Raw genomic sequence first — 26,096 nt, forward strand, 5'->3', positions numbered from 1 at the left:
GAGGTGCGTATTATAGACGCTTCTAGCTGAGTGTCAACTGCTTTTGGAGATATTATTTAATTAATTTTAGAGAATAAATAACACCCTTTACTTTTCAATAACTTAGATAAAAACTATTCGTCAAAATATCGGCTGTATATTATAAAAACAACCTTTAGCGTCTGATTCTTGCTGACTAATTCTAACTTAAGTATCATTTAATTCCTATTTGATCATGAATTAGTGAATCATGAATTAACTAAGTTTGCTATTTATAAATCATCCATTTTTTATTACTATTAAAAAATAGCTTTTAATTGCAGCGATTAATCATGGCTATATTTGTTGCTATTGATATTCATATGAAGCGCACTTATATACAAGTTGGCGTAGGCCTTGCTGTCTAGTGTTAATAGACAGTTTTTGCTATAATAGTGGCTTTTATGACATTACTTTACCGTGCTCTTGTTTATCTTTGTTAATAAGTAGCTTATCTGCTCTTATGGCGATTTAATTATCAGTCATTAGATGGCTTGTCAATTAGCATACTTACTATATAAGCTTAAGCACCGTACTTTTAGGTAATGTCTATTTCTTCTTATAACATATCGCAGCGGTTAGATATAATTGACGTGGTCTTACGGTTATATGATTGATGGTTGCAATCATCACTGCCAACGGACCCAAAAAGGTGAATAGTTTATGGTAGCGATTACTTTACCCGATGGTAGCGTAAAAAACTTCGAAGGCAATACCACCGTCATGGAAGTGGCACAAAGTATTGGGGCAGGATTGGCGAAAGCGACGGTCGCTGGACGTGTAGACGGTCATTTGGTAGACGCTCACGATCCTATTGTTGCCGACGCTAAAGTCGAGATCGTGACGCCAAAAGATGCCGATGGTGTCGATATTATTCGCCATTCTTGTGCTCACCTATTAGGTCATGCGGTTAAACAGTTATATCCTGATGTAAAAATGGTCATCGGGCCTGTTATTGAAGATGGCTTTTATTATGACATCTATAGTGAAACACCGTTCACGCCTGAGCACATGGAAAAAATTGAAAAACGCATGATGGAGCTGATTAAGCAAGATTATGACGTCATCAAAAAAATGACGCCACGTGACGAAGTGATTAAGATATTTGAAGAGCGCGGCGAAGACTATAAGCTTAAGCTGATTAACGATATGCCAGGCGAAGAAGCCTTTGGCTTATACCATCATCAAGAATATGTTGATATGTGCCGTGGCCCGCACGTACCAAACACGCGATTCTTAAAAGTATTTAAACTGACCAAAATGTCAGGCGCTTATTGGCGCGGCGATGCCAAAAATGAACAGCTGCAACGTATCTATGGTACCGCATGGGCAGATAAAAAAGATTTAAAAGCTTACATCCAGCGTATTGAAGAAGCCGAAAAGCGCGATCACCGTAAAATTGGTAAAGCGCTTAATTTGTTCCATATGCAAGAGCAAGCGCCTGGAATGGTGTTTTGGCATGCCAATGGTTGGACCATTTATCAGGTACTTGAGCAATATATGCGCAAAGTTCAGCATGATAATGGCTATGAAGAAATTAAAACGCCGCAAATCGTCGATCGTAGTTTGTGGGAGCGCTCAGGACACTGGGGCAATTATGCCACCAATATGTTCACCACCTCGAGTGAAAATCGCGATTATGCCGTAAAACCGATGAACTGCCCGTGTCACGTGCAAGTCTTTAACCAAGGTTTAAAGTCTTACCGTGAATTGCCACTTCGTATGGCGGAGTTTGGCTCATGTCATCGCAACGAACCGTCAGGCTCATTGCATGGTTTGATGCGCGTTCGTGGTTTTACTCAAGATGATGCGCATATTTTCTGTACCCAAGCACAAATCCAGCAGGAAGTCGCTGACTTTATTCAGCTAACCCTTGCTGTTTATAAAGACTTTGGTTTTGATAATATCATTATGAAGCTCTCCACCCGTCCTGAGAAACGCGTTGGTAGTGATGAGTCATGGGATTTTGCTGAAAAAGCCTTAGCAGATGCGCTCGATAGTTCAGGTCTTGATTGGGAATACCTACCGGGTGAAGGCGCATTCTACGGTCCGAAGATTGAATTTAGTCTGAAGGATTCGCTGGGACGCGTCTGGCAATGCGGTACGATTCAGGTTGATCCAAATATGCCTGAACGTTTGGATGCTGAATTTGTCAATGAGCAAAACGAGCGCGAAACTCCGATTATGCTGCACCGTGCCATTCTAGGTTCGTTTGAGCGTTTTATCGGTATTTTGATTGAAAACTACGCAGGTTGGATGCCAGTATGGCTGGCCCCGCAACAAGTAGCGGTGATGAATATCACTGATAAACAAGCGGATGCCTGTGAAAGTGTAGTTCGTGAGCTTAAAAATGCAGGTTTGCGAGCGGCTAGCGACTTGCGTAACGAAAAGATTGGATTTAAGATACGAGAGAAAACATTAGAACGTGTTCCCTATATGCTAGTATTAGGGGATAAAGAGGTCGAATCGGGCAATGTTAATGTCCGAACTCGCGAAGGCGAAAACCTCGGCGTTATGAGTGTTGCAGAATTTATTACCTTAGTACAGACCGCTGTCGCTAAAAAAGGCCGACAGACCCCAAAAACAGATGAGGAGTAATACCTATTAAACAGTCAAACCGTTTGAACATCAACGAAGATATCAATGTCAAAGAAGTCCGTCTCGTTAAAGAAGACGGCGAGCAGATGGGCGTGGTCGATATCGAAACCGCGATGAAAGCGGCGCGTGATGAAAATCTAGATTTGGTCGAATTGGTTCCTGAAGCCAAGCCGCCAGTATGCAAAATCATGGATTATAAGCATTTCCTCTATGATCAAAAGCAGAAAGCGAAAGAAGCAAAGAAAAACCAAAAACAGACCCAGCTTAAAGAGATGAAGCTACGTCCTAGCACCGAAGAAGCCGATTATCAGGTCAAACTAAGAAAAATCATCAGCTTCCTGGAAGATCAGGATAAAGTTAAAATCAGTATCCGCTTCCGTGGTCGCGAAATGGCGCATCAAGAGATTGGTCGCAAACAACTTGATCGTATCATTGAAGATACCGCTGATATCTCAAACGTCGAACAGTATCCTAAGATGGAAGGCCGTCAAATGGGAATGCTGCTTGGGCCTACTAAGAAAAAGTAACTTGTTTGCCGGATTACTGCTAGTGGTGGCTGAAAATCGATGTGATTGTTAGTTAATATAAATGGTTAACTAATACAGACAGTTCGTTGATATAGATAGTTATAATTCTAACCATCAATATACTACGGGATATTGATGGTTTTTTCATATTTAATCGTTAAATACATATTTTTGCATATAGTTTATATATAATAAGTTGACTATAATCAACCGAGCTTGTTCATAAACCCTTTATAAACCGTAGTTTACAAAACCCATCTTCTCAACCTTTTGATTACCAGTTAACCTAAAGGTCATCTGATCAATCTTGTATATAATTTGGTCTTACATATCATTCAAATAAAAATCATTAGGGCATAATAATAATTGAAACCACGGCTATCAGTGTCATTAACAAATGACGTCGTCGGTCAAAAACCCCTTTTTAGTTATTATAGGAAACTTCATGCAAGAATTAACCCCACCTGAAAATACCTCGACGCCAAGTATCACTTTGACCGCTCCTGAACCAGTAAAAGAAATTCAAAAAAGCGAAGCGGATCAAATGGTCAAACTGGATGAAAGTCAGATTCCTGAGCTTGACGCTAAAGTCGACGCTTTTGTCGATCATGTGATTAATAACTCAGTTCATAGCGCTGATTTTCAGCAAAATGTGCAATCTATCCATAATTTGGGCAATAAAGAAATTCGTGAGTCGGCGCAAGTATCTAACCGAATGCTCGACTTACCAGCCAAAAGTCTCAATGACAGTTTGTTTGACAGCTCCCCTATTGCCAAATCATTGACCGAGCTGCGCGGAATTGTCGAAGATTTAGATCCTAGTAAAAAAGAGCTGACCAGCTCACGAAAGCTATTTGGTCTTATCCCATTTGGTAATAAAGTCCAAGATTATTTCCGCCAGTATGAATCGGCGCAATCACATATTAATGCTGTGGTGACCAGCCTTTATAATGGTAAAGATGAGCTGCTCAAAGACAATGCCATGATTGAGCAAGAAAAAGTCAATATGTGGGAATTGATGCAATCGATTCGCCAATACATTTATGTTGGTAAAAAGATTGATGAGCAGCTTGAACAAAAGGTTTATGCGGTTGAAGCCACTGACCCTGAAAAAGCGCGAATTATTAAAGAAGAGATGCTGTTTTATGTGCGTCAAAAGAATACCGATTTTTTAACCCAACTAGCGGTAAACGTTCAAGGTTATCTGGCGCTTGATACCATTCGCAAAAATAACTTAGAGCTGATTAAAGGGGTGGATCGCGCCACCACAACGACTATCTCTGCGCTTCGTACAGCGGTTGTCGTTGCTCAAGCAATGACCAATCAAAAACTGGTGCTCGACCAAATCACAGCGTTGAATAAAACCACCAGTAGCTTGATTGAATCCACTTCTGCGATGCTAAAACGCCAATCGCTTGAGATTCATGAACAAGCAACCAGCAGCACAATTGAGCTTGATAAACTGCAAAACGCCTTCAATAACGTCTATGAGACGATGGATATGATTAGCAATTATAAAATTGAAGCGTTAGAAAATATGAAGCAAACGGTCAATACTTTAACATCTGAGGTTGATAAAGCGCAGAAATATCTTGATAAATCGAATCAAACGACGGTGCTTGAAGTATCCAAAGAATTAGACAGTAAAAAGATAACCAATCAATCAAATTCAACAGATATAGATATTTGATTTACCTTGCATAGCGATGGCTGATAGGTGGCAAAGCGAACAGCTACTTGCTATCAGATGCATATAAGACAATTGACCGAAGATATTGCGGCGTTGTTCGTGTTAAGATAGCGCTTATTAATAATTTTAAAAACAGATACGGTAATTTATGAGTTGGAATGATCCAAACGCCTCAAGTGAGGCACAAAAATATGACAACCCTATTCCTAGTCGCGAGCTGATTCTCAGCACGATTAGCGAACATAGCGAAGTCACGCATCAACAACTGGCAAAAGCCTTCAATATTGATGACCCTGACCAATTTGACGCTTTGGGCAATCGCCTAAAAGCGATGGCGCGCGATGGCCAAGTGAACCGCGAAGGTCGACCTTATCGCTATCGTCCAGTGACCCAGCACGATATCGTCACTGGAACAGTATCGGCTCACCCTAAAGGTTTTGGTTTTGTGTTGTTAAATGACATGCCTGATCTATTCTTGCATGAGAAGCAAATGCGCTGGGTTTTTAATGGCGATACGGTAGAAGCCGTTGGCACGTCAACCGATAATCGTGGTCGTACCGAAGGCCGTATTGTCGATGTTGTTGAACGTCGTCAAAACAATTTTATCGGCACCTTAGCGCGTGACGAAGACGGCTATTGTGTTGAGCTTGGAAGTCCAAACAATCATCAGCCAATTACTGTCACCGATGAAAACGTAGAAGCGCTAAACATAAAACAAGGCGCGCCAGTTAAAGTTGATATTATCGATTGGCCAAACCAGCATGAATTTGCTACAGGCAAAATTACTGATGTCCTATCCGATGACAACGATCGTGAACTCATTATTGAGACCACCCTGCTCAACTATGACATTCCGTCAGAATTTAATGAAGCGGCGCTAGAACAAGCCAACAGTTATGAAGAACCAACCGAAAAAGACTTGAAAGGTCGAACTGATCTGCGTGATTTGCCTCTGATTACCATTGACGGTGAAGACGCTCGAGATTTTGATGATGCGGTGTTTGCCGAAAAACGTTCGGGGGGTAATTATCGTGTTTTAGTTGCGATTGCGGATGTGAGTTATTACGTCACGCCAAACTCGCCACTCGATAAAGATGCCTATGAGCGCGGTACGTCGGTCTACTTCCCGCATCGCGTGATTCCGATGCTGCCTGAGGTGTTATCAAATGGTCTGTGCTCACTAAATCCTAACCTTGATCGTCTCTGTATGGTTGCCGATATCAAGATATCTCGCGCAGGTAAGATTACGGGCTACGAGTTCTATCCAGGTGTTATGCATTCACAAGCGCGTCTGACTTACAATCAAGTCAACGCTTATCTTGCTAATCCAAAAGATAAGAGCGTTCCTGAGTCATTAACGGGTAATAAAGACGTCAAAAAATCGGTCGATACCTTACACCAATTGTATGAGCTGCTGCTGAAAAAACGTGAAGAACGCCATGCGATGGAGTTTGAAACGGTTGAGACTTATATTAAGTTTAATGAAAAAGGTGGTATCGAAGCGATTTTACCGCGGACGCGCGGCGATGCGCAAAAGCTTATCGAAGAGTGCATGCTGCTTGCCAATACCTGTGCGGCAAACTTTGCGCTAAAACATGAGTTGCCTGTTTTATATCGTAACCATGATAAGCCTGATAGCGAAAAGTCGATGCGTATCCATGAATATGCAAAAAACTTTGGTTTGAGCTTCCCAGAAGAGAGCCCAACCCAAGCCGATTATCAACGTATCATCGAAGCGACTAAAGACCGTCCTGACGCCATTAGTATCCACAGCATGCTGCTGCGCTCGATGATGCAAGCGAACTATGCGCCTGACAATATCGGTCACTTTGGTTTGGCTTATGACGAGTATAGCCACTTTACCTCGCCGATTCGCCGTTATCCTGACTTAATGCTACATCGAGCGATTAAAGCAAAAGTGACCAATAGCAAGCAGCCGGTGATGGACTTCTCTCTTGAAGAGGCTGGCACGCAAACCTCTGACACAGAACGCCGCGCTGAAAAGGCGTCGCGTTATGTAGAATCTTGGCTCAAATGTCATTATATGAAAGATCATGTCGGCGAAGAGTTCAATGGCGTCGTGACAACCGTGACAAGCTTCGGACTCTTTATTACGCTGACGGACCTATATATCGATGGTTTGGTACATATCTCAAATGTTGGTGACGACTTCTTCGTCTATGATGAGCAGCAGCAACAGCTGATCGGTAAAGATAGAGGCACTGTATTCGGACTGGGTGATTTGGTTAAGGTAAAAGTAGCGGGTGTCAATATGGACCTATTACAAATCGACTTTGACTTGCAAGCAAAACTTCAGTCGAGCCAAATGAATCAAACGAAGAAAGATAAGTCTAGAAAAGCCCCTGCTAATAAAACCTCTGCCAACAAAACGTCTGCTAAAAAGAGTGGCAGTCGTGGTAAAGGTGCTAGCAGGAAAAGCTAAGGCTCACTAATTTCTAAAAAGAAAAAAGACTAACGATAATGTTAGTCTTTTTTTATAAGTATAAATTAGGCGGTGGTCACTCAGTTGCTTTAAGTGCTAAAAAATGTAAACTCAAAAAACTATTGCGTATCGCTAATTTGCTCGGTGCGTTGTTGACTAACCTGCTCAGCTTGCTCTATCTTAGTCGTCGCTTTATCGATAATAGCTTTTGGCTGTTGACCTAATGGTTGGCTTGCGATATCTGCTGTATTGCTATCAACATTATTGGTATTGTTGTTTTCAGTTACGACTGCTTCAGTGTTGGCTTGTTCCACTTGGCTACCAGCAACTAACGCTTCTCTATTTTTCGCATGTTGGCTACCATTAATCATGTTAAAACCTAATAAAATAACGATGCCTGCTATTGCGAAAATAATCAGATGTTTGATGTGCATAAAAAATGTCTCGTCTATTTAGATAAAAATCATATAGACGTTTTACTGCATTTTTTATGCCCACTCTTTACATTTATCTTTTAACCTCATTCTTGCGGGCTATTATTACTCAACAAATCCGTTTCATCTGAATTTTCAGCAATTTCTTGCTCGACCTTCTTCATTAGGTTTTCATTAGGCCGAGCATCAAGTACCTCATCGGCAGTACGACCTTGCAAGATATGCTTTGCTCGTGCTTTTGCTTGTTTTTTATCTTTAGTTTCAAGCATCGTCTCAGTATCTTGAGCTTCACTCAACGTTTTGGTTATTTTATCAGCTGCAGAAACAGGAGGTGTTACAATCGTTTCTGATTGTGCTTTAGCGCTCGTTTGACTGCTTTGGAATCGCTCAAAGGCTTTTTCTAGTTTATGGTTAAAACGCAGCTGATAAATAGGCTCGGGTAAACTAAAGCCTTCATCTTCTAAGGCGTGTTTGGTTTCGCGAATAGCAATACTACGGGCTTTAGAAAAATCTGCTTCCAGCTGATTAACCCACACTTGAAACTGCAAAACGATATTTGATTCGCCGACTTCTTTGATAACTGCTGTGACTTTTGGCTTATCAAGGGCAAACCCTAACTGACCTATCGCATCGATACCTACTTTCATGGCAGCAAGTGGATCGTCATTAGCATCAACGCCTAATTCAAAGGTAAAACGGCGCTCAGGATTTTTGGTGTAATTTAAAATGGTCGCTTTAAACACTTCGGCATTGGGGATACGTAATTGGTTACCATCCAAGGTCATTAAAATAGTCGCTCGTGACGTTAGGCGTACCACAATGCCTTCTTGATTATTAATTAAAATATGATCACGGGCACGAAATGGCTGGCGGATACTAAGCATGAGCGAGGCGATATAATTTTCAATGGTATCTTTAACCGCAAAGCCAACCGCAATACCAATGACCCCTGCGCCACCAAGTAGCGTACCTAAGATAGTCTCGGCACCAATCAAACTTAACGCTAAAATAAGCCCAAAGACAATAAAGATGACTTTCACAGTCTGTGCAAGCAACTCTGCGACAAATGGATTGGGCGTAAGACGTTGCCACATCTTTTGCCGATTGGATAACCAACTGCCAAACCAAGTCACTAATGCAAATAACACAATCCCCACCAGCAATAGTGGCAAAGCTTTGACTAAGTTTTTGGTTTGCGCCTTAAGACTTTGATAAACAGTCGAGACATTATCTTGCACATCTAGGGTTCGATTGATTCTATCTTCGACAGTGACCACGTCGGTTAAACGATTGGTCAAATTAATGGCTTGCTGGGCTTTTTTTTCATTGGGCGTTTCACCCGTTAAGGTGACAACGCCTTGGTTGACGCTAACATTAACCGCTTGCAAGCCGTCAATTTCTGAAAAAATTCCACTGATGCGTTGCTGGATATCATTGTCTTTTAATGGGGTTGGCGTGGTTTCGATTTGAGCGTTATTGGTGCTTTCGCCGCTGATAACAGGTGGTTTTTCAACTGGCATCGGCGCCGTGTTAGAGCTGTTACTGTCTATTCCTACATTCGGTTCATTAACAGTTAGCTCACTTGTTGCTTCAGCAGTTGGGACGTTAATAGTTGCACTGCTATCAGCAACCCCAGTGCTCTTAGCCCCTTCCATTCCATTAGCGACTACGACGGTAGAATCCTCTAGGCTATTTTTTCCAGCCGCATAAGTGGCTACACTCAAAACCATGCTTAATAGCAGCAGTCGACCGCACGCTTTTGTCATTATGCGTAACTTACATAGCTCGAACTGGTCAAAATACACTGCCATAAGCATCCTTTTTTATTCTAGATTCATACTCATTCCTGATGAGGTTGTTGAAATAGTCATCTTTAAATACTATTTACCGTCTAGATAAAGCTGCGCTTCACCTAAGTCTAAAGTACCTTCATAAATCGCACGACCAGTGATAATACCTTCAAGACAATCACCATAAGGTTTTAGTAGCTCGATATCTTTCATATCGGTGACGCCGCCTGAGGCAATCACAGGCAGACCACCTTCACGCGCTAAGTTTACCGTTTGCTCGACGTTGACGCCTTGCATCATACCATCACGAGCAATATCGGTATAAACGATGGAAGATACGCCGACATCAGCAAAACGCTTGGCAAGCTCAGTGGCTTTGGTATCGGTCACGTTTGCCCAGCCATGGGTTGCAACCATACCGTCTTTGGCATCGATTCCTACGATAATATGTCCAGCAAATTCGCGGCAAGCCTCGGTCACAAAACCAGGTTCCTCAACGGCTTTGGTACCAATGATGATATAAGTCAAACCAGCGCTAATATACTGCTCGATGGTTTTCATATTACGAACACCGCCGCCCAATTGAATCGGCAGTTTAGGGAACGCTTTGGCAATATCGTTGACCACTTGCTTATGAACTGGAATACCGTCAAAGGCGCCATTTAAGTCGACCAGATGTAAGCGGCGCGCGCCCTCATTGACCCAACGCGCTGCCATTGCGACTGGATCATCAGAAAATACAGTATCGTCTTCCATACGACCTTGTTTTAAGCGCACACATTTACCATCTTTTAAATCAATAGCAGGGATAATGACAGGGACAGCACACATAAGCATTCCTTATAAAAAAGATATGAACGGGCAAAAAGAAATAAAGAGTAAAAACACACTCAAAAGTGAAACAATACTCAAAAAGGAGACATAATAAGTGATTCATTAAAAGTTATTTAGCATAACAAATTCAAAGAGGTTGTTAAGCCAAATTTGTCAGATATGGTTTATGCGCTTTAAAAGCATAATCTATCTGCCTTAAAAATATATTCTATCCGCTTTAAAATAGGGCGGTCGGGTTGGGATAAATAGATTGCCTTTATTGCACATCAATTGAAATACAATCAACCTGTCAAACAAAAGTTAACGTAGAATCTGGCTAAGCAATGATAAGAATAAAAAAGCATAACCATAAGTTTTAAAAAGAGGGATTAATCTAAACATTGGGTAAATTCAATTACCAATTGGCAATTTTAGGTCAGTTTAGCGTATAATCCTAGGTAAATTTGTATTTGTGCGATAAAACCTGATCGTCTGCTATCTATGGATGATTTCAATCAGTTCACGGTGAATGTAAGCTTAGCATGAATAACCAGTTGAACGCTTATGCTAATATATTGCGCTTATTGGCAATAGAATTTATCTTGTAATCATAGGTCATTAACCAGCGCTTAGATAGCTTTCACAAAGTCAGCTCTCTCAAAGTATGAACAAGTCACTGATTCCTCATTTATATTCACCCGAATGAATTGCGCTGTTTAAATCACACAGATTCTATGATCCACAGTTACTGAATTTACAGAAACTAGGATTTTTAAGGCAACAAATTTTAAGATTTTAATAAATCGTATGGTAAAACCGTCTTTTATTTGACGCTTTCCTCGTTGAGGATGTTGTTAGATTTGAAGGTTTTACGATACACCTTGGTAGCCAGTCGTCACTTTGGTCATTCGAATAAGACATTAACGTGTTGTTAAGGAGTCTAAGGTCAGCGTTAATACTCTTACTTGTAGTTATGATGTGTTATGTCTAAAGCACTTTTTCACTCCCTTTTGGGGAATTGATGAAGGACTTTATTGATGACGCCGTTAATCATGCTGCCGATATACCAAACAGGACGTCTGGTATCGTTTTAGACTATGGACTAAGTTTTCGCTTATGATTACCATCAAAAAAGGTTTGGATTTACCTATCACTGGTGAACCCTCCCGCGAGATATCTGAGCACAGACCCGCCCATGTGGCACTTATTGGCTATGATTACGTAGGAATGAAGCCTACGATGAATGTCAAAGAAGGTGACATCGTAGCAAAAGGTCAGCCCGTTTTTGAAGATAAAAAACGGGTCGGCGTTATCTATACTGCCCCTGCTGCTGGAAAGGTCATCGCCATTAAACGTGGTGAGCGTCGTGTGTTTGAAAGTCTTGTGATTGCGGTCGACCCAAACGGTGAAGAAGTAGAATTTCAGCGCTACGACTCCCAGCAACTCGCTGACCTAGATTCTGAAGTCGTTGAAACCCAACTGCTTGCCTCTGGTGAATGGACCGCATTTCGTACGCGCCCTTATAGCCGCTCTCCTGATATCGGTGCCCGTCCGCATGCTATCTTTGTCAACGCCATGGATACCAATCCATTAGCGTTTGATCCGATGTTGCTGATTAATGAGCAACTTCAAGCATTTAATGATGGACTTGCCGTATTATCAACACTCAGCCCAAAAACCTTTGTCTGCCATCACGGCGATGCTCAGCTGACGCCAGTTGCTAAAACGGCAGCTAATAATGTCACTGAGTATCACAGCTTTGCAGGTAAACATCCAGCTGGTCTGGCTGGGACGCACATTCACTTTTTGCATCCTATCATGCGCGGTGTGACCGTGTGGACGATTGGTTATCAAGACGTGATTTCGATTGGTAAGCTATTTACCACGGGACGTTTATATACGCGCCGTATGCTTAGCCTTGCTGGCCCTGCGGTAAAAAATCCTCACTTAGTCGTCACTGAGCGCGGTGCAGATATCACGGCATTGACCAAAGGTGAGCTTGAAGCTGGCGAGAATCGTATCATCTCAGGTTCTGTGCTATCGGGTCGTAAAGTATTTGGCAATACCAATTATCTTGGTCGCTTCCATAATCAAGTCAGTGTGCTATCTGAAGGTCGTGAGCGCCCAGCGTTTCACTTCCTGAGTGTTGGTGCAAACCGCTTCTCTAAATTGCCCATTTATATTTCGCAGTTTTTTGGTAGTAAAAAATACAACTTTACAACCACGAGTAATGGCTCACCGCGTGCGATGGTGCCGATTGGGGTCTACGAAGAGGTCATGCCACAGGATTATCTGCCAACGCAGCTACTGCGCGCCTTGATTGTCGAAGACATCGTTAGCGCTGTAGATTTGGGCGCACTTGAACTGGACGAAGAAGATTTGGCGTTATGCACCTTCGTCTCTCCTGGCAAATATGAATTCGGCGATATTTTGCGTGACAACTTAACGCGCATTGAGCTGGAGGGCTAACCACGATGAAATTTTTACACAATATGTTCGATCGTATGGAGCCGTCTTTTACCAAGGGTGGCAAACACGAAAAATATTATGCCATCTTTGAGATGTTTGATACGTTTTTACGTCAACCAAGCTCAACGACATTTGCATCCTCACACGTTCGCGACGGTATTGACCTCAAGCGTATTATGATTACCGTTTGGCTATGTACCTTCCCAGCAATGTTTTGGGGTATGTACAATATCGGTCATCAAGCATTAACGGCCATTGCACAACTTGGATTGCAGCCTGAAGGCTGGCGTACCGTTATCACCAGTATGGCGGGCTATAATCCTGACAGTATCTGGGCAAGTTTTGTTTACGGTGCCATGCAGTTTTTACCGATTTATGCGGTGACCTTTATGGTTGGTATTCTCTGTGAGATTATCTTTGCCGTCGTGCGCGGCCATGAAGTTAACGAAGGTTTCTTTGTGACCTCGGTACTGTTTGCGCTATGTCTACCACCAGATATTCCACTATGGCAAGTTGCCCTAGGCATCATCTTTGGTGTGGTCGTGGCAAAAGAAGTCTTTGGCGGAACTGGTAAAAACTTCCTTAACCCTGCCCTATCGGGTCGCGCGTTCTTATACTTTGCTTACCCTGCTTATATGTCAGGCGACTCAGTTTGGACCGCAGTTGATGGTTTCTCAGGAGCAACGCCGCTAGGCCTTGCTGCGCTTGGCGTTGTTCCCCAAGACTTTGTCGATGTCTATGGCAATGCCATTACTTGGAGTGATGCATTCTTAGGCAACATGCAAGGCAGTATTGGTGAAGTATCAACGCTTGCTATCTTATTGGGTGCAGTGGTTTTACTATGGACGCGAATTGCCTCATGGCGCATCATGGCAGGTTGTGTGGTCGGCTTGATAGCCACTTCGCTGGCCTTTAATGCCTTCGGCTCTGAAGACAACATGATGATGAAGCTACCATTTTATTGGCACTTAGTGATTGGCGGTTTTGCCTTTGGTGCAGTGTTTATGGCAACCGATCCAGTTTCTGCAGCGCACACCAATAAAGGTCGTTGGGCTTATGGTATTTTGATTGGTTTTATGACCGTATTGATTCGCGTCGTCAACCCAGCCTTCCCAGAAGGCATCATGCTTGCCATTTTATTCGCTAACTTATTTGCGCCATTATTTGACTACTTTGTGACGCAAGCAAATATCAAGCGCCAAACAGCACGGAGGGTTCGCTATGTCCAAGCCCAAAAGTAATAATGCAAAAACCATCAGCGTGGCGTTGACGCTGTGCTTGGTGTGTTCTGTATTGGTCTCAGCCGCCGCTGTTGGTTTAAAACCAGCTCAGGTTGAGAACGCGCGCTTAGACCGTAACAAAAACATCTTAGTCGCAGCTGGAATGTTTGATCCTGCGTCTGATACCAATGAAGATGTGGCTGAGCGCTTTAAAGACTTCGAGGTTAAAATTATTGACCTAAATAAAGGCAATTACCTCGATGATGACGCGCTAAAGGCCGTTGGTATTCCCGACCGAAATGCTTACGATGCCAGTCAAGCAACCAAAAACCAAGCGCTAAGCGATGACCTTGGGAGTAATGATCCGGCGGGGATTGGTCGTAAGCCTAAATACGCTAAAGTCTATGTCAAAAGTGATGACGCCGGCCAACCTGAAATAGTGGTTTTACCAATTCAAGGTTATGGACTTTGGGGTACGATTTACGGTTTCTTAACACTTGAAAGCGATATGAATACCATCAAAGGTATCAGCTTTTATGAGCATAAAGAAACCCCAGGTCTGGGCGCTCGTATCGAAGAACCAGAATGGCGCGCCATGTGGAGCGGTATTCACTCTTATGATGAAAATGGCGCGGTAGCAACGGGTGTGACCAAAGCCGGTAATCCAAAAGAAAACTGGGTAGACGGTATCAGTGGCGCTACTTTGACCAGTCGCGGTGTCAGCAACATGATTCAGTTTTGGTTGGGTGAACAAGGCTATAAGCCGTATCTAGATCATCTGCGTGAACAAAACGGCAAAACACTGGCTGATGCAGAAGTAAAGGCCAGTCAGAGCTCGTATAAAAAACTGGGTCAAAAGCTGACGCATCCCGCAACCGAACTGGTCGCAGTAGTGCCAGCAGCACACGGCAAGGAGGCATAACATGGCTGATACAAAAACGATTTTAACCTCGCCTATTTTTGATAATAACCCCATTGCACTACAAATCTTAGGTATTTGTTCGGCGTTGGCGGTTACTACCAGTGTGGCGAATGCGCTGGTGATGAGTGTGGCGTTGACCTTGGTCACGGCATTCTCAAGCTTTTTTATCTCTATTATCCGTAAGCAAATCCCATCAAGCATTCGTATTATTGTGCAGATGACGATTATTGCGTCACTAGTTATCGTGGTTGACCAGATTTTAAAAGCGGTCGCTTATGATGTCAGTAAAGGCTTGTCGGTATTCGTTGGTTTGATTATCACCAACTGTATCGTGATGGGCCGTGCCGAAGCATTTGCCATGAGCAATCCGCCAGTACCAAGCTTTTTAGACGGTATTGGTAACGGTCTTGGTTACTCGGCGGTACTGCTATTTGTCGCGAGCGTGCGTGAGATTTTGGGCGCAGGCAGCTGGTTCGGTATTACCATCTTGCAAACTGCAAACGATGGTGGTTGGTACGTACCAAATGGTCTATTACTATTGCCACCGTCAGCGTTCTTTATTATCGCTCTGTTCATTGTGATTATCCGTACTTGGAAACCTGAACAGGTCGAAGAAGCTGAATTTGTAATGAAGCCGCAATCTAAAGGCATGGCACAAGGAGGCGGTCACTAATGGGACACTATGTCAGTTTATTTATAACCTCGGTCTTTATCGAGAATATGGCGCTGGCCTACTTCTTAGGCATGTGTACCTTTTTGGCGGTATCAAAAAAGGTCTCCACCGCGATTGGTCTTGGAGTCGCTGTGGTCGTCGTGATGGCGATTACCGTACCGCTAAATAACCTTTTGTTTCAGTTCATCTTAAAAAATGGTGCGCTGGCATGGGCAGGTTTCCCTGATATCGACTTAAGCTTCTTAGGTCTACTCAGTTATATCGGTCTGATTGCCGCCGTGGTACAGATTCTAGAGATGTTCTTGGATAAGTTCGTCCCAAGTCTGTATAACGCGCTAGGGGTGTTTCTGCCATTGATTACCGTCAACTGTGCCATCTTAGGTGGCGTTCTGTTTATGGTTGAGCGTGACTATAACTTTGGCGAATCGATGGTATATGGCGTCGGCGCAGGCTTCGGTTGGGCATTGGCGATTACCGCCTTGGCGGGTATCCGTGAAAAGCTAAAATACTCAGACATTCCAGCGCCGCTACGTGGTCTTGGTATTACCTTTATCACGGTTGGTCTGATGTCACTTGGCTTTATGTCTTTTGGCGGTATGTCAATTTAAACCGCTAAGCTTAAACCCTATTTAGCACTTTGACCTATTTAATTCATTTATTCGGTAGGGGTTCAAAAAACGCAAAGACGTTTTTTCGCTCCCCTACTCCATAGATTAAGGATACCTACCATGGATTACGCTACGGCGATTGGTGGCGTTGCTATGTTTACCGTGATCATTATGGGTCTCGTTGCCATTATTTTGGCGGCGCGCTCAAGATTGGTCAGTTCAGGCGATGTTACTATCCATATCAACGATAATCCCGATAATGACGTCGTGACACCCGCGGGCGGAAAACTGCTACAAACATTGGCAAGCGAAGGTATTTTCTTATCTTCAGCCTGTGGTGGCGGTGGTACCTGTGCGCAGTGTCGTTGCCGCGTTATCGAAGGGGGCGGCTCTATTCTGCCCACCGAAACTGGGTATTTTACCCAAGGCGAAATCCGTAACCACATGCGCCTTGCCTGTCAGGTTGCGGTAAAGCAAGACATGAAAATCGAGATTGACCCTGAGTTTTTTGATGTTCAAAAATGGGAATGTGAAGTTGTCTCGAATGATAACGTTGCTACCTTTATTAAAGAGTTGGTGCTTAAAATTCCAGAAGGCGAGGAAGTCAATTTCCGTGCTGGTGGTTATGTGCAGTTGGAAGCGCCGCCGCATGAAGTCCACTATAAAGACTTTGTGATTGACGAAGAATACCGCGAAGACTGGGAAAAGTTCGACATTTTCAAATATGTGTCGAAAGTTGATGAGCCAGTGATTCGTGCTTACTCAATGGCCAACTACCCAGACGAAAAAGGCATTATCAAGTTTAATATTCGTATCGCCAGTCCTCCGCCGCGCGGTCCTGACGGTATTCCACCGGGCAAGATGTCCTCTTGGGTATTTAGCTTAGTTCCTGGGGATAAAGTGACCGTTTCTGGTCCTTATGGCGAATTCTTTGCCAAAGACACCGAAGCTGAAATGATCTTCGTTGGTGGTGGTGCAGGAATGGCGCCGATGCGCTCGCACATTTTTGATCAGCTTAAACGCCTAAATAGTAATCGCAAGATTAGCTTTTGGTACGGTGCGCGCTCGATTCGTGAGATGTTCTATGTTGAAGATTATGATCAACTAGAAGAAGAGTTTGATAATTTTGAGTGGCATGTGGCCTTGTCTGACCCCTTACCCGAAGACAACTGGGAAGGTCCAACCGGCTTTATTCATAATGTGCTCCTCGAAAACTATCTAAAAGACCATCCAAACCCAGAAGACTGTGAATACTATATGTGTGGGCCACCGATGATGAACGCGGCGGTAATCGACATGCTTCACAGCTTGGGCGTAGAAGACGAAAACATTATGCTTGATGACTTTGGTGGTTAGGCGCATTGTTTAAATCGGTTAGTAAAGCCTATTTATTAAGCCAACACGATTAAGCTGATAATATATGATAAATTAAGAGTCTCAATGGAGGCTCTTTTTTTATGGGCTAACTAAACCATCTTCAATCAGAAAGGATTCTTATGAAAACCAAAGTTAAGGATTTGACCATTTGGATTACTGGTGCCTCTAGTGGTATCGGTGAGGCATTAACTATCGCTTTTGCCAAACGCGGTGCGAGAATTATCTTAAGCGGTCGTGATAAAGATAAATTAGAGACCGTCAAAAATCGTTGCAAAAACAGCAAAAAGCATATTCTCGTTCCCTTCGATATTGCCGATGCCAAGCAAGCAAAAGCTGCCTATGATACCGCTAAAACTCAGGCTGGAAAAATTGATTGGTTGATTAACAATGCGGGAATTAGTCAACGCTCGCTTATTATGGAGACGGCCGAAGACGTTGAGCGCCAAATCATGGAGATTGATTACTTCGCCCAAACGCGGCTTACCCGTTTGGTACTGCCAGAAATGATCGCTCAAGGCGGCGGTAAAATCGTCATGGTATCGAGCGTAGCAGGGTTACTCGGGACGCAATATCGCGGCGCTTACGGTGCTGCTAAAGCGGCGATTCATATGTGGGCAAACAGTCTGCGTGCTGAGTTGCACGACGATGGCATCGAAGTTGCGACGATATTCCCAGGATTTATTCAAACCAACATCTCTATTAATGCCTTAACTGGAGACGGTAGCGCGCAAGGAACGATGGATGAGGCAACCAATAAAGGCCTTACTGCGACCGCCTTTGCCAAACAGGTCGTCAAAGCACTTTCTAAAGGCGAAGAATATATCATCGTTGCTGGTAGTAAAGAAAAGCTCGCCACAAAGGTCAATCGTTTATCACCGCCCAGGCTTTATAAGCTTATTCGTGAGTCACAAGTAAAATAACCCTGATGAGTAAGGCGACGTAAGCATGACTTGGTGAGATGAATTGGCCTTATAGGGGATAAGGAGTGTAAAATAGCCACACAAAATATGTAGCGCTATTACCCCTACTTATCCTTAGAAAACTATCCTTAAAAAACTATGGCAAATTTAATGCAGCTCTCCTCTTCTCACAAAACGCTTCCCCTTACTCTATCAACGCTTGGTCTTGCCAGCATTTTGAGCCTTAGCGCCTGTCAGCAAAAGCCAGACTATAGCTATCTCATCGGTGAAACGATGGGCACCAGCTATCACATTACCTATCAATTGCCAGACGATGCTGATGAAGCCGCGATAAAAACCGCTATCGATGTGCGGTTACAGCAAATCAATGACAGTATGTCGACTTATCAAAGCGACTCCACCATCTCCAAATTCAACCGCTTGGCAAAAGACACGCCTATCACGATTGATGACGATTTTAGTCATGTGCTAGAGGCCTCAAGGCAAGTTTATGATCTATCGGGCGGTGCATTTGATCCAACGGTGATGCCATTGATAGAAACTTGGGGTTTTGGCAGCACCATGACCGTCGAGCGTTTGCAAAGTCCGCCGACAGCGCTTGAGATTGCACAAGCAAAAGCTTTGGTTGACTTTAAAAGCGTGGTACAAAAAGAGCAAAGTATTTATAAAACCAAAGACGGCGTCGGACTTGATTTTTCCGCAGTCGCTAAAGGCTATGGCGTCGATGTCATCGCCGATGTGTTAAAAAACAATTATCAAATTCATAATTATATGGTTGAGATTGGCGGTGAGGTGGCGACCTCTGGCGTTAGCGCTCAGCAGCAACCCTGGCAAATTGCTATTGATGCGCCTATCGAAGGCAGTACGGTAAGCGAACGCCAAACCGTAGCGGTGATTCGTCAGCCTGTTAATAATGGCGCTAGCATGGCACTTGCTACTTCTGGTAACTATCGCAACTCGGTGGTTTTCGACGGTAAACATTACAGCCATACTATTGACCCGACAACGGGTGAGCCAATTGTAGGCGGCGCGCCATCGGTAACGGTCGCCGCAGAAACCGTGGCACTGGCAGATGCTTGGGCGACGGCATTGACCGCGATGCCTTATGAAAAAGCACTTGCTACCGCTAAACAACACGATATCGCTGCCTTGTTTGTCATTTTGGCTAAAGATATTGCCGCAGACACGGCCACCGACAGTGCTGATGATTGGCAAGTGATACAAACCCCGGCAATGGAACGCTTACGGGCGGATAAAAAGTCTTAATATCAAACGTCTAGGTTTTCATACGCCTGCTAAGCACAAACGGACAAGGCAAATTTTTGCTATACTATAAGAGTGTCATCGCCTAGATGACGGTCTTATATTTAAAACGAGAGGTGATCTCCATGCTTAACCAATTGCTTCCCATGCTTGCTGTTACCTTTGCCGTCTTCATGTTATTTTTTATCTTCATGGGTATCGGCTATATGGTCAAAAAAAAGCCGCTTAGAGGCTCTTGCGGCGGCGTAGCAAAATTGATGGGCGACGAGCACTGCTCATTTTGTGGTAATGATCCCAATAAATGTGACTCATTGGTCGATCAACAACAAGAAAACGCCCTAAAAGCTGCTCAATTAGGCAAGTCGGTATAAACGTCCTATTTGTTACCATACGCTGGTAGTATTTACCCAATATCTGTTCTTATAATAGCGTTAAGTCCTGTGCAATCTGGCATTGCAATCTAACAGTGACTGACGCTATTTTTGCTTAAGCCATTAAGGTTTGTGTAAAAGCCTTTTTATCGTAAGAGATTTGTTTATTATAGACCTGCTATAAGCAAAACCTAAGCCTCACTATTCATATACTAAGTTTACCCTGATAAATAGGGTAGCAAGTTCATATGACTTGCTTTCTGCAAGTGTTTTTTTATTTTAAACTCTACTATATTGCCTCGAACACCGTCTTGATGACGTGCTTTGGTGTTATTTTATAAGCGATGGTGCGCCAGCGCTTTTTAATGACGTGTCCTTTTTCTTATATTGATAGTCGTGCCGCTATGTCTACCTCTCCTGATTTGCAAACTGATTTACCGTCCCAGTCTCAGTCGGATGCTTCATCAAAGCTAAAGCTGCCCTCCTCGCGCTTTACCTTTTGGCTGGTGCTGTGTGCCATGATTTTATTGGCGACCAATATGCGATCGCCAATTGTGGCGCTGGGTTCTATTGCGCCAGTAGTGCAAGGGGCGCTCGATATCTCCGAAACCCAAATAGGCTGGCTTGGTGCGGTGCCGATGCTGACGTTTGCGCTTGGGGCTTTTATTTCGCCCGCGATTGGTAAGCGTTTTGGCCTTGAAAATACCCTGATTGCGATGATCGCCTTATTAACGTTAGGCATGATTATCCGTAGCGTTATTCCGACTTGGATTGGTTTTTTAACTGGTACATTACTGCTGACATTGGCGATTGGTTTTGCCAACACGCTTGCCGCTCCTGTCATCAAGCAGCGAACACCCAGTCATATTCCTTTGATTACGGGTTTGTTTAGTCTCACCATGACCGTATCGGCAGGCATTGTCGCAGGCGTGGTATTACCACTATCTGCACAAGTCGGTTGGCAGTGGGCACTTGGTGGCTGGTCTGTATTGGGAATATTTGCCTTCGTTATTTGGGTACTATTAAGGCTACGCTTAGGCTCATCAAACCATCAACCCATTGCACCACTTGCTAAAGGCGAACAACCGCCGTCAAAAATTTCCATGTGGCGCACGCCTTTTGCTTGGCAAATCGCCATCTTTATGGGGCTACAATCACTGCTTTTTTATACCGTTGCCAGCTTTTTACCCTCAATTTGGCTTAGTAAAGGCCTCTCAGCGGTGAGCTCTGGTCAAATGGGATCTGTCTTTCAGTTCATGGCCCCTGTATCGATTTTAAGTTTGACGTGGCTAGTAAACCGTGGTCGACCCATTCAATCGTTGGCTGTCATTGCGTCCGTCTTAAATGTAATTGGTGTTTTAGGCGCCAGCTATCTAAGCCCTGATTTGGCGTGGTTATGGTCGGCGCTAATGGGCATGGGTTGCTCAGCAATTTTCACTTTAAGTATGATGCTATTTTCGATGCGCACTTATACCGCGGATCAATCAAGTGAGCTGTCAGGTATGGCGCAAGCGGTCGGTTATCTGATTGCGTTTTTTGGTCCCTTGGGAACGGGCTGGTTGCATGAAGCGACGAACAGCTGGGATTTGCCCTTGTTAATTATGCTGGTATTGATGGTTATCAATGTAGGGTTTGCTTGGATAGTCAGCCGCCCTGTGATGGTTGATGGTAAAAAGATTTAATTTTTATCTTCAATCAATTAAATTTCGTCGTCAATCGATTAACTTTTGAACCATATTGCCGATTATCTGATTCTGCTAGACTGACTTTATTGTATTTAGGACAGTAGAATCATGACAAATATACCTTCTCGCTTACCGCAGCGTTTGCTTACGGTCGCTTCATTGACCGTCGCAATCGCTATCAGCGGTTGTCAAAAAAATCCTGACGCCGATACGGCTGATAACACTCAAAATAACAACCAGACCGTTAATACGATAGCTGCTGAACCTCAAACTCCAGAATCCACACAATCTAAGCCATCAACAAATTCAACTGAGCAGCAAGCACCTTTAACCATCTTGGCACTGGGTGACTCGTTAACTGAAGGGCTTGGCGTTGATAATGATGCCAATTATCCTGCTCAACTAGAGTCACGGTTAAAAGAGATGGGCTATAAAGATATCAAAGTGGTCAATTCAGGGTTAAGCGGTGAGACCAGTACTGGATTGGTCAATCGACTAGACTGGGTATTGCAAACCAAGCCTGATATCACCATTTTGACCATTGGTGCTAATGATGCTATTCGCGGTATCGATGTGACAATGGTTGAAGCCAATATTCGCACCGCTGTTAAACGCCTTCAAGATGGCGGCAGCGAAGTCATTTTGGGCGGAATGCAGATTTATGACAATCTGGGTTCTGACTATGTAGAATCGTTTGCCGCAATCTATCCAAGGATAGCGAAAGATATGAATGTGACCCTAATTCCGTTCTTTTTAGATGGTGTGGGCGGCGATGCCAAACTCAACCAAGCCGATGCCATTCATCCAACAAAGGAAGGTTATACCATTATCGTTAATGATAATATTCTGCCAATTCTGCAGCCTGAAATCGAAAAATTAGAAGCAAGCCATACCAATCAAGCAACAAAATCTGGCACGCCTACTGAGACTACCCAATGACCGCTACACCCAATAACAAAGCACTACTCACCGCCTCCAAGCTCAATAAAACCGTTCAAGTTGGCGAGCAATCTTTATCCATTATTAAAGACGTCGATATCCATGTCGATGCGGGCGAGTTTGTGGTCATCATGGGAAAATCAGGCTCAGGTAAGTCCACCTTGTTAGGACTACTGGCAGCGCTGGATTATCCTGATAGTGGAAGCGTTGAATTGGATGGGCAAACGTTAAGCAACCTTGATGAAGATGCGCTAGCTGTTATTCGACAACGTGATATGGGATTTGTCTTTCAGTCGTTTCATCTATTACCGACATTGACGGTAGCAGAAAATATTGCCTTCCCGCTTGATATTGCCCGTCGTCCGAATAAAGCACGCGTAAATGAGCTGATTGCAGCGGTTGATTTGGGACATCGGCGTGATAGCTTACCCAACCAATTATCAGGCGGTGAGCAGCAGCGTACTGCCGTTGCCCGTGCGTTGGTATCACAGCCAAAAATCGTCTTTGCCGATGAACCAACCGGTAACTTAGATGAGCAAAATGCCCGTCAAGTGATGCAGCTATTATTAGATTTACGCCAGCAAGTTGGCTCGGCATTGGTGGTCGTCACCCATGATGCCGCACTAGCGGAGATGGCAGATCGTGTCATTACCATGCATGACGGTATGATAGATGGATCAAAAATCAATGGATAACATGGATAATGAGTCGAATGATTCGCGTGGCATCATAAGCCAACTATTTAACCGTCTGTTAATTTCAAAAAACTTGGGCGCGCAAGCCTTAAGTCGTAGCTGGTGGCAGCGCTGGATCTATCCCGTCTTATTCTTAATCACGCTAGTCCTTTCGCTTGCCACTTACCTTACTTTAGATTCTATCCAGCAATCGGTTGATACTTATATCAATGACAATCAGCGCGCACTCGTTGGCGGCGATTTGATTTTAAACAGTAAGCAAGATTGGCCAAGCGAGGTCTTAGCGCAGGTAGAGACGGTCGCTGATACGCAAATAGTATATGACTATCAGTTTAGCGCCATGGTAGTGACCGATAAGCAAACCTTACTTGCCAGCGTTAAAGCGGTCTCGCCAGCTTATCCGTTATATGGAGACGCTGAGCTTGCCTCAGGGCAGCCTCTTTGGACACAATTAAGCGCTGCTAATGTCGTCGTCGCGCCCGAAGTATTGAACAGCTTAAACGCCACTGTCGGTGACCAAATCACCATTGGTGATGCTGAATTTATGATTAGTGATGTGCTAACCAAAGAGCCTGACCGTCCACTGACTGCCTTTGGTTTTGGCGGGCGGGTTTTGATGCATCAAGATGCATTAGAGGCAACCAATCTATTGGGTCAGCGTAGCCGCGTTAATTACCGTATTGAGCTGGCAGGGGAGCCCGAGTTAATGGCTGAGCAGTATGATAAGCTCACGCAAATACTCAATAATTATCCTGATATTGAGCTCTCTGATGCCGAGTCAGCAGATACTTCTGTCTCGCGTATCTCCGACAATGTCTTGATGTTTTTAAAGCTGCTCGTCATTGCCGTACTGTTATTATCTGCGGTGGCGATGTATGGCGTGATTACGGCTTTTGTGACCAAGCAGCAGTCTAGTAATGCTATTCGCTTGGCATTGGGTGAGCCGCTTAAATCTTTAAAACGCAGCTACTATCAACTATTGATTGTTACCACTATCATTGCTTGTATTGCCGCGGTTATCGTGAGTTTCGGCTTACTTAAAGTCGGTCAGCCGTATCTGATTGCTATCTTGCCAGCGGATGTTGGTTTAGCAATCAACCCGATTAGCGCCATTAAAACCATTATTATCGCCTTAGTTCTGACCCTACTGATTGCTCAGCGTGGTTTAAGCACACTAAGTACGACCAAGCCTGCTACTTTACTCAATCAAGGTGCGAGCGCAAACTCGCAAAATCTACCGTGGTATCGACGTCTACCGTTACTTTGGTATGGGCTGATGCTAGTTGGTCTCTATGCGTTTTTTGCTTATGAAGTACATTCTCTGATACTAGGTGCGCAGCTCTTAATAGGCTTAACTACTTTTGTCGCGATATTTTGGCTATTAGCGCGCGGTTGGTTATGGCTGCTGACTAAGTTTGCCAAGCATTCTAATATCAGCTGGATGCAGCGTATTGCTATTCATAACCTTGCCCGTAAAGGCAATCAGTCGGCATTATTTTTTGTCACCTTATCGCTGTCAGTGGCGGTTTTAACTTTGATTACCACGCTCAATCATAGTATCAATGCCCAGTTTATTAGTGCCTATCCTGAAGATGCGCCCAATTTATTTTTACTCGATATTCAAAGCGACCAACACGACGAGATTAATAATATCATTGCTGCGCCTGTCAGCTATTATCCTGTCATTCGTGCGCGTGTCGTCACGGCTAACGATGTACCCGTACAAGATATCGAGCCTGCGGACGGCTTTGATGACCCGACGCGGGTTTTTAATTTAAGCTATGCCGATACGGTGATGGATACCGAATTCATTACTGATGCTGTAGAAAACGATAAACTTTATGCCCCTATTAAAACTACTGCTAACGACCCAGCACAAACCGTTGCGCCATTATCAATTTTGGATACTGCTGCCAGTTTGCTAAACGTCGGCATGGGTGATCAGGTGCGCTTTAATATCCAAGGGATTGAAATCGTCGGGCAAATCACTAGTATCCGCTCGCGCTATGAAAAAGGACCCAGCCCCTATTTTTACTTTTTATTTGAGCCAGCGGTTTTAGCAGCTGCGCCGCAAATCCAATTTGCTACCGCCCATGTCGCAGCAGAGGATATTCCAAAGCTCCAAGGTCAGTTAGTACGCGAGTTTCCTGCGGTAACGACCATCGACGGCACGGCTATCGCGCAGCAAGTCCAAGAGTTGGTGGTACAAATGAGCCGTTTGGTTTATGTCTTCACCTTACTGGCATTATTGACGGGTATCATGGTCTTGATTAGCTCACTACTCTCTACCTCGCAAGACCGCATGAAAGACAGCGCCTCATTTAGGCTGCTCGGCATGCAAAAGCGCGACCTCTATATGCTCAATATCTTAGAGCTTGGCATACTTGGTATTAGTGCCGCCTTATTTGCGGTGATTATCGCTAATATCGGGGCATGGGCTGCTATTACCCAATGGTTTAACTTGCGCTTTAGCGTACCGTGGGCAAGCTTAGCTATTGGCGGCGCATTATTAATCGCGCTACTGTTTGCCATTGCCATTATTTATGTGCGATTGGTGATTGGACGCGGGATTATGGCGCGGGTAAGGGCGATGATTTAGTTGTTGTAGCTAATCCTACTTTTGCTGCTATCTTGGCTGGCA

General features: G+C 44.0%; 20 protein-coding genes. 17 read left to right on the forward strand and 3 right to left on the reverse strand.

Annotated features, from left to right (window positions below; all coding sequences use genetic code 11):
- Positions 1 to 681 precede the first annotated feature (681 nt).
- From thrS to rnr, 4 genes are all read left to right on the forward strand, one after another.
- Entirely contained in the window at positions 682 to 2,616 is a 1,935-nt protein-coding gene (gene thrS, locus B4K26_RS03500; RefSeq protein WP_296243567.1) for a threonine--tRNA ligase, read from the forward strand.
- A 23-nt stretch (positions 2,617 to 2,639) separates the two neighbouring features.
- Positions 2,640 to 3,143: a translation initiation factor IF-3 gene (gene infC, locus B4K26_RS03505; protein WP_296243569.1), complete on the forward strand. Its 504-nt coding sequence runs from the start codon at positions 2,640 to 2,642 to the stop codon at positions 3,141 to 3,143.
- A 445-nt stretch (positions 3,144 to 3,588) separates the two neighbouring features.
- Positions 3,589 to 4,833, forward strand: coding sequence for a toxic anion resistance protein (locus B4K26_RS03510; RefSeq protein ID WP_296243571.1), 1,245 nt, complete (start codon positions 3,589 to 3,591; stop codon positions 4,831 to 4,833).
- Positions 4,834 to 4,981: 148 nt separating this feature from the next.
- Positions 4,982 to 7,276, forward strand: coding sequence for a ribonuclease R (gene rnr / locus B4K26_RS03515; protein WP_296243573.1), 2,295 nt, complete (start codon positions 4,982 to 4,984; stop codon positions 7,274 to 7,276).
- Positions 7,277 to 7,395: 119 nt separating this feature from the next.
- Here the strand turns inward: rnr and B4K26_RS03520 are convergent, their stop codons facing one another.
- From B4K26_RS03520 to hisA, 3 genes are all read right to left on the reverse strand, one after another.
- On the reverse strand, positions 7,396 to 7,710 hold the full coding sequence (locus tag B4K26_RS03520) for a hypothetical protein (protein ID WP_296243574.1): 315 nt from the start codon (positions 7,708 to 7,710) through the stop codon (positions 7,396 to 7,398).
- A gap of 86 nt (positions 7,711 to 7,796) precedes the next feature.
- On the reverse strand, positions 7,797 to 9,521 hold the full coding sequence (locus B4K26_RS03525) for a mechanosensitive ion channel domain-containing protein (protein WP_409521388.1): 1,725 nt from the start codon (positions 9,519 to 9,521) through the stop codon (positions 7,797 to 7,799).
- A gap of 69 nt (positions 9,522 to 9,590) precedes the next feature.
- On the reverse strand, positions 9,591 to 10,331 hold the full coding sequence (gene hisA, locus B4K26_RS03530) for a 1-(5-phosphoribosyl)-5-[(5-phosphoribosylamino)methylideneamino]imidazole-4-carboxamide isomerase (RefSeq protein ID WP_296243576.1): 741 nt from the start codon (positions 10,329 to 10,331) through the stop codon (positions 9,591 to 9,593).
- A gap of 1,098 nt (positions 10,332 to 11,429) precedes the next feature.
- Here hisA and B4K26_RS03535 point away from each other — a divergent pair.
- The 13 genes from B4K26_RS03535 to B4K26_RS03595 all read left to right on the forward strand — a co-directional run bounded on the left by B4K26_RS03535 (position 11,430) and on the right by B4K26_RS03595 (position 26,054).
- A complete protein-coding gene (locus tag B4K26_RS03535; RefSeq protein ID WP_296243577.1) occupies positions 11,430 to 12,782 on the forward strand; it encodes a Na(+)-translocating NADH-quinone reductase subunit A in 1,353 nt (450 codons plus the stop codon).
- A 5-nt stretch (positions 12,783 to 12,787) separates the two neighbouring features.
- On the forward strand, positions 12,788 to 14,023 hold the full coding sequence (locus B4K26_RS03540; RefSeq protein WP_296243578.1) for an NADH:ubiquinone reductase (Na(+)-transporting) subunit B: 1,236 nt from the start codon (positions 12,788 to 12,790) through the stop codon (positions 14,021 to 14,023).
- On the forward strand, positions 14,004 to 14,924 hold the full coding sequence (locus B4K26_RS03545) for a Na(+)-translocating NADH-quinone reductase subunit C (RefSeq protein WP_296243579.1): 921 nt from the start codon (positions 14,004 to 14,006) through the stop codon (positions 14,922 to 14,924). The genes B4K26_RS03540 and B4K26_RS03545 overlap by 20 nt, the downstream gene beginning before the upstream one ends.
- Position 14,925: 1 nt before the next feature.
- Entirely contained in the window at positions 14,926 to 15,597 is a 672-nt protein-coding gene (locus B4K26_RS03550; protein ID WP_068404384.1) for an NADH:ubiquinone reductase (Na(+)-transporting) subunit D, read from the forward strand.
- Complete coding sequence (gene nqrE, locus B4K26_RS03555; RefSeq protein WP_068404382.1) at positions 15,597 to 16,205, forward strand: NADH:ubiquinone reductase (Na(+)-transporting) subunit E; 609 nt, start codon at positions 15,597 to 15,599, stop codon at positions 16,203 to 16,205. Before B4K26_RS03550 ends, nqrE begins: the two co-directional genes overlap by 1 nt.
- A 120-nt stretch (positions 16,206 to 16,325) precedes the next feature.
- On the forward strand, positions 16,326 to 17,561 hold the full coding sequence (gene nqrF, locus B4K26_RS03560; RefSeq protein ID WP_296243580.1) for an NADH:ubiquinone reductase (Na(+)-transporting) subunit F: 1,236 nt from the start codon (positions 16,326 to 16,328) through the stop codon (positions 17,559 to 17,561).
- Positions 17,562 to 17,701: 140 nt separating this feature from the next.
- Positions 17,702 to 18,502 (forward strand): SDR family NAD(P)-dependent oxidoreductase, encoded by an 801-nt coding sequence (locus B4K26_RS03565; protein ID WP_296243581.1) that lies wholly within the window; start codon positions 17,702 to 17,704, stop codon positions 18,500 to 18,502.
- A 150-nt stretch (positions 18,503 to 18,652) separates the two neighbouring features.
- A complete protein-coding gene (locus B4K26_RS03570) occupies positions 18,653 to 19,768 on the forward strand; it encodes an FAD:protein FMN transferase (RefSeq protein ID WP_296243583.1) in 1,116 nt (371 codons plus the stop codon).
- Between the two features lie 122 nt (positions 19,769 to 19,890).
- On the forward strand, positions 19,891 to 20,136 hold the full coding sequence (gene nqrM / locus B4K26_RS03575) for a (Na+)-NQR maturation NqrM (RefSeq protein WP_296243584.1): 246 nt from the start codon (positions 19,891 to 19,893) through the stop codon (positions 20,134 to 20,136).
- A gap of 365 nt (positions 20,137 to 20,501) precedes the next feature.
- On the forward strand, positions 20,502 to 21,818 hold the full coding sequence (locus tag B4K26_RS03580; protein ID WP_409521387.1) for a CynX/NimT family MFS transporter: 1,317 nt from the start codon (positions 20,502 to 20,504) through the stop codon (positions 21,816 to 21,818).
- A gap of 111 nt (positions 21,819 to 21,929) precedes the next feature.
- Positions 21,930 to 22,760 carry an arylesterase gene (locus B4K26_RS03585; RefSeq protein WP_296243586.1) on the forward strand — a complete coding sequence of 277 codons (831 nt, stop codon included), beginning with the start codon at positions 21,930 to 21,932 and terminating at the stop codon, positions 22,758 to 22,760.
- Positions 22,757 to 23,455 carry an ABC transporter ATP-binding protein gene (locus B4K26_RS03590; RefSeq protein WP_296243588.1) on the forward strand — a complete coding sequence of 233 codons (699 nt, stop codon included), beginning with the start codon at positions 22,757 to 22,759 and terminating at the stop codon, positions 23,453 to 23,455. The genes B4K26_RS03585 and B4K26_RS03590 overlap by 4 nt, the downstream gene beginning before the upstream one ends.
- On the forward strand, positions 23,433 to 26,054 hold the full coding sequence (locus B4K26_RS03595; protein ID WP_296243589.1) for an ABC transporter permease: 2,622 nt from the start codon (positions 23,433 to 23,435) through the stop codon (positions 26,052 to 26,054). Before B4K26_RS03590 ends, B4K26_RS03595 begins: the two co-directional genes overlap by 23 nt.
- The last annotated feature ends 42 nt before the right edge of the window (positions 26,055 to 26,096 follow it).

It is taken from the genome of Psychrobacter sp. UBA6766 (assembly GCF_002453355.1).
GTDB lineage: Bacteria > Pseudomonadota > Gammaproteobacteria > Pseudomonadales > Moraxellaceae > Psychrobacter.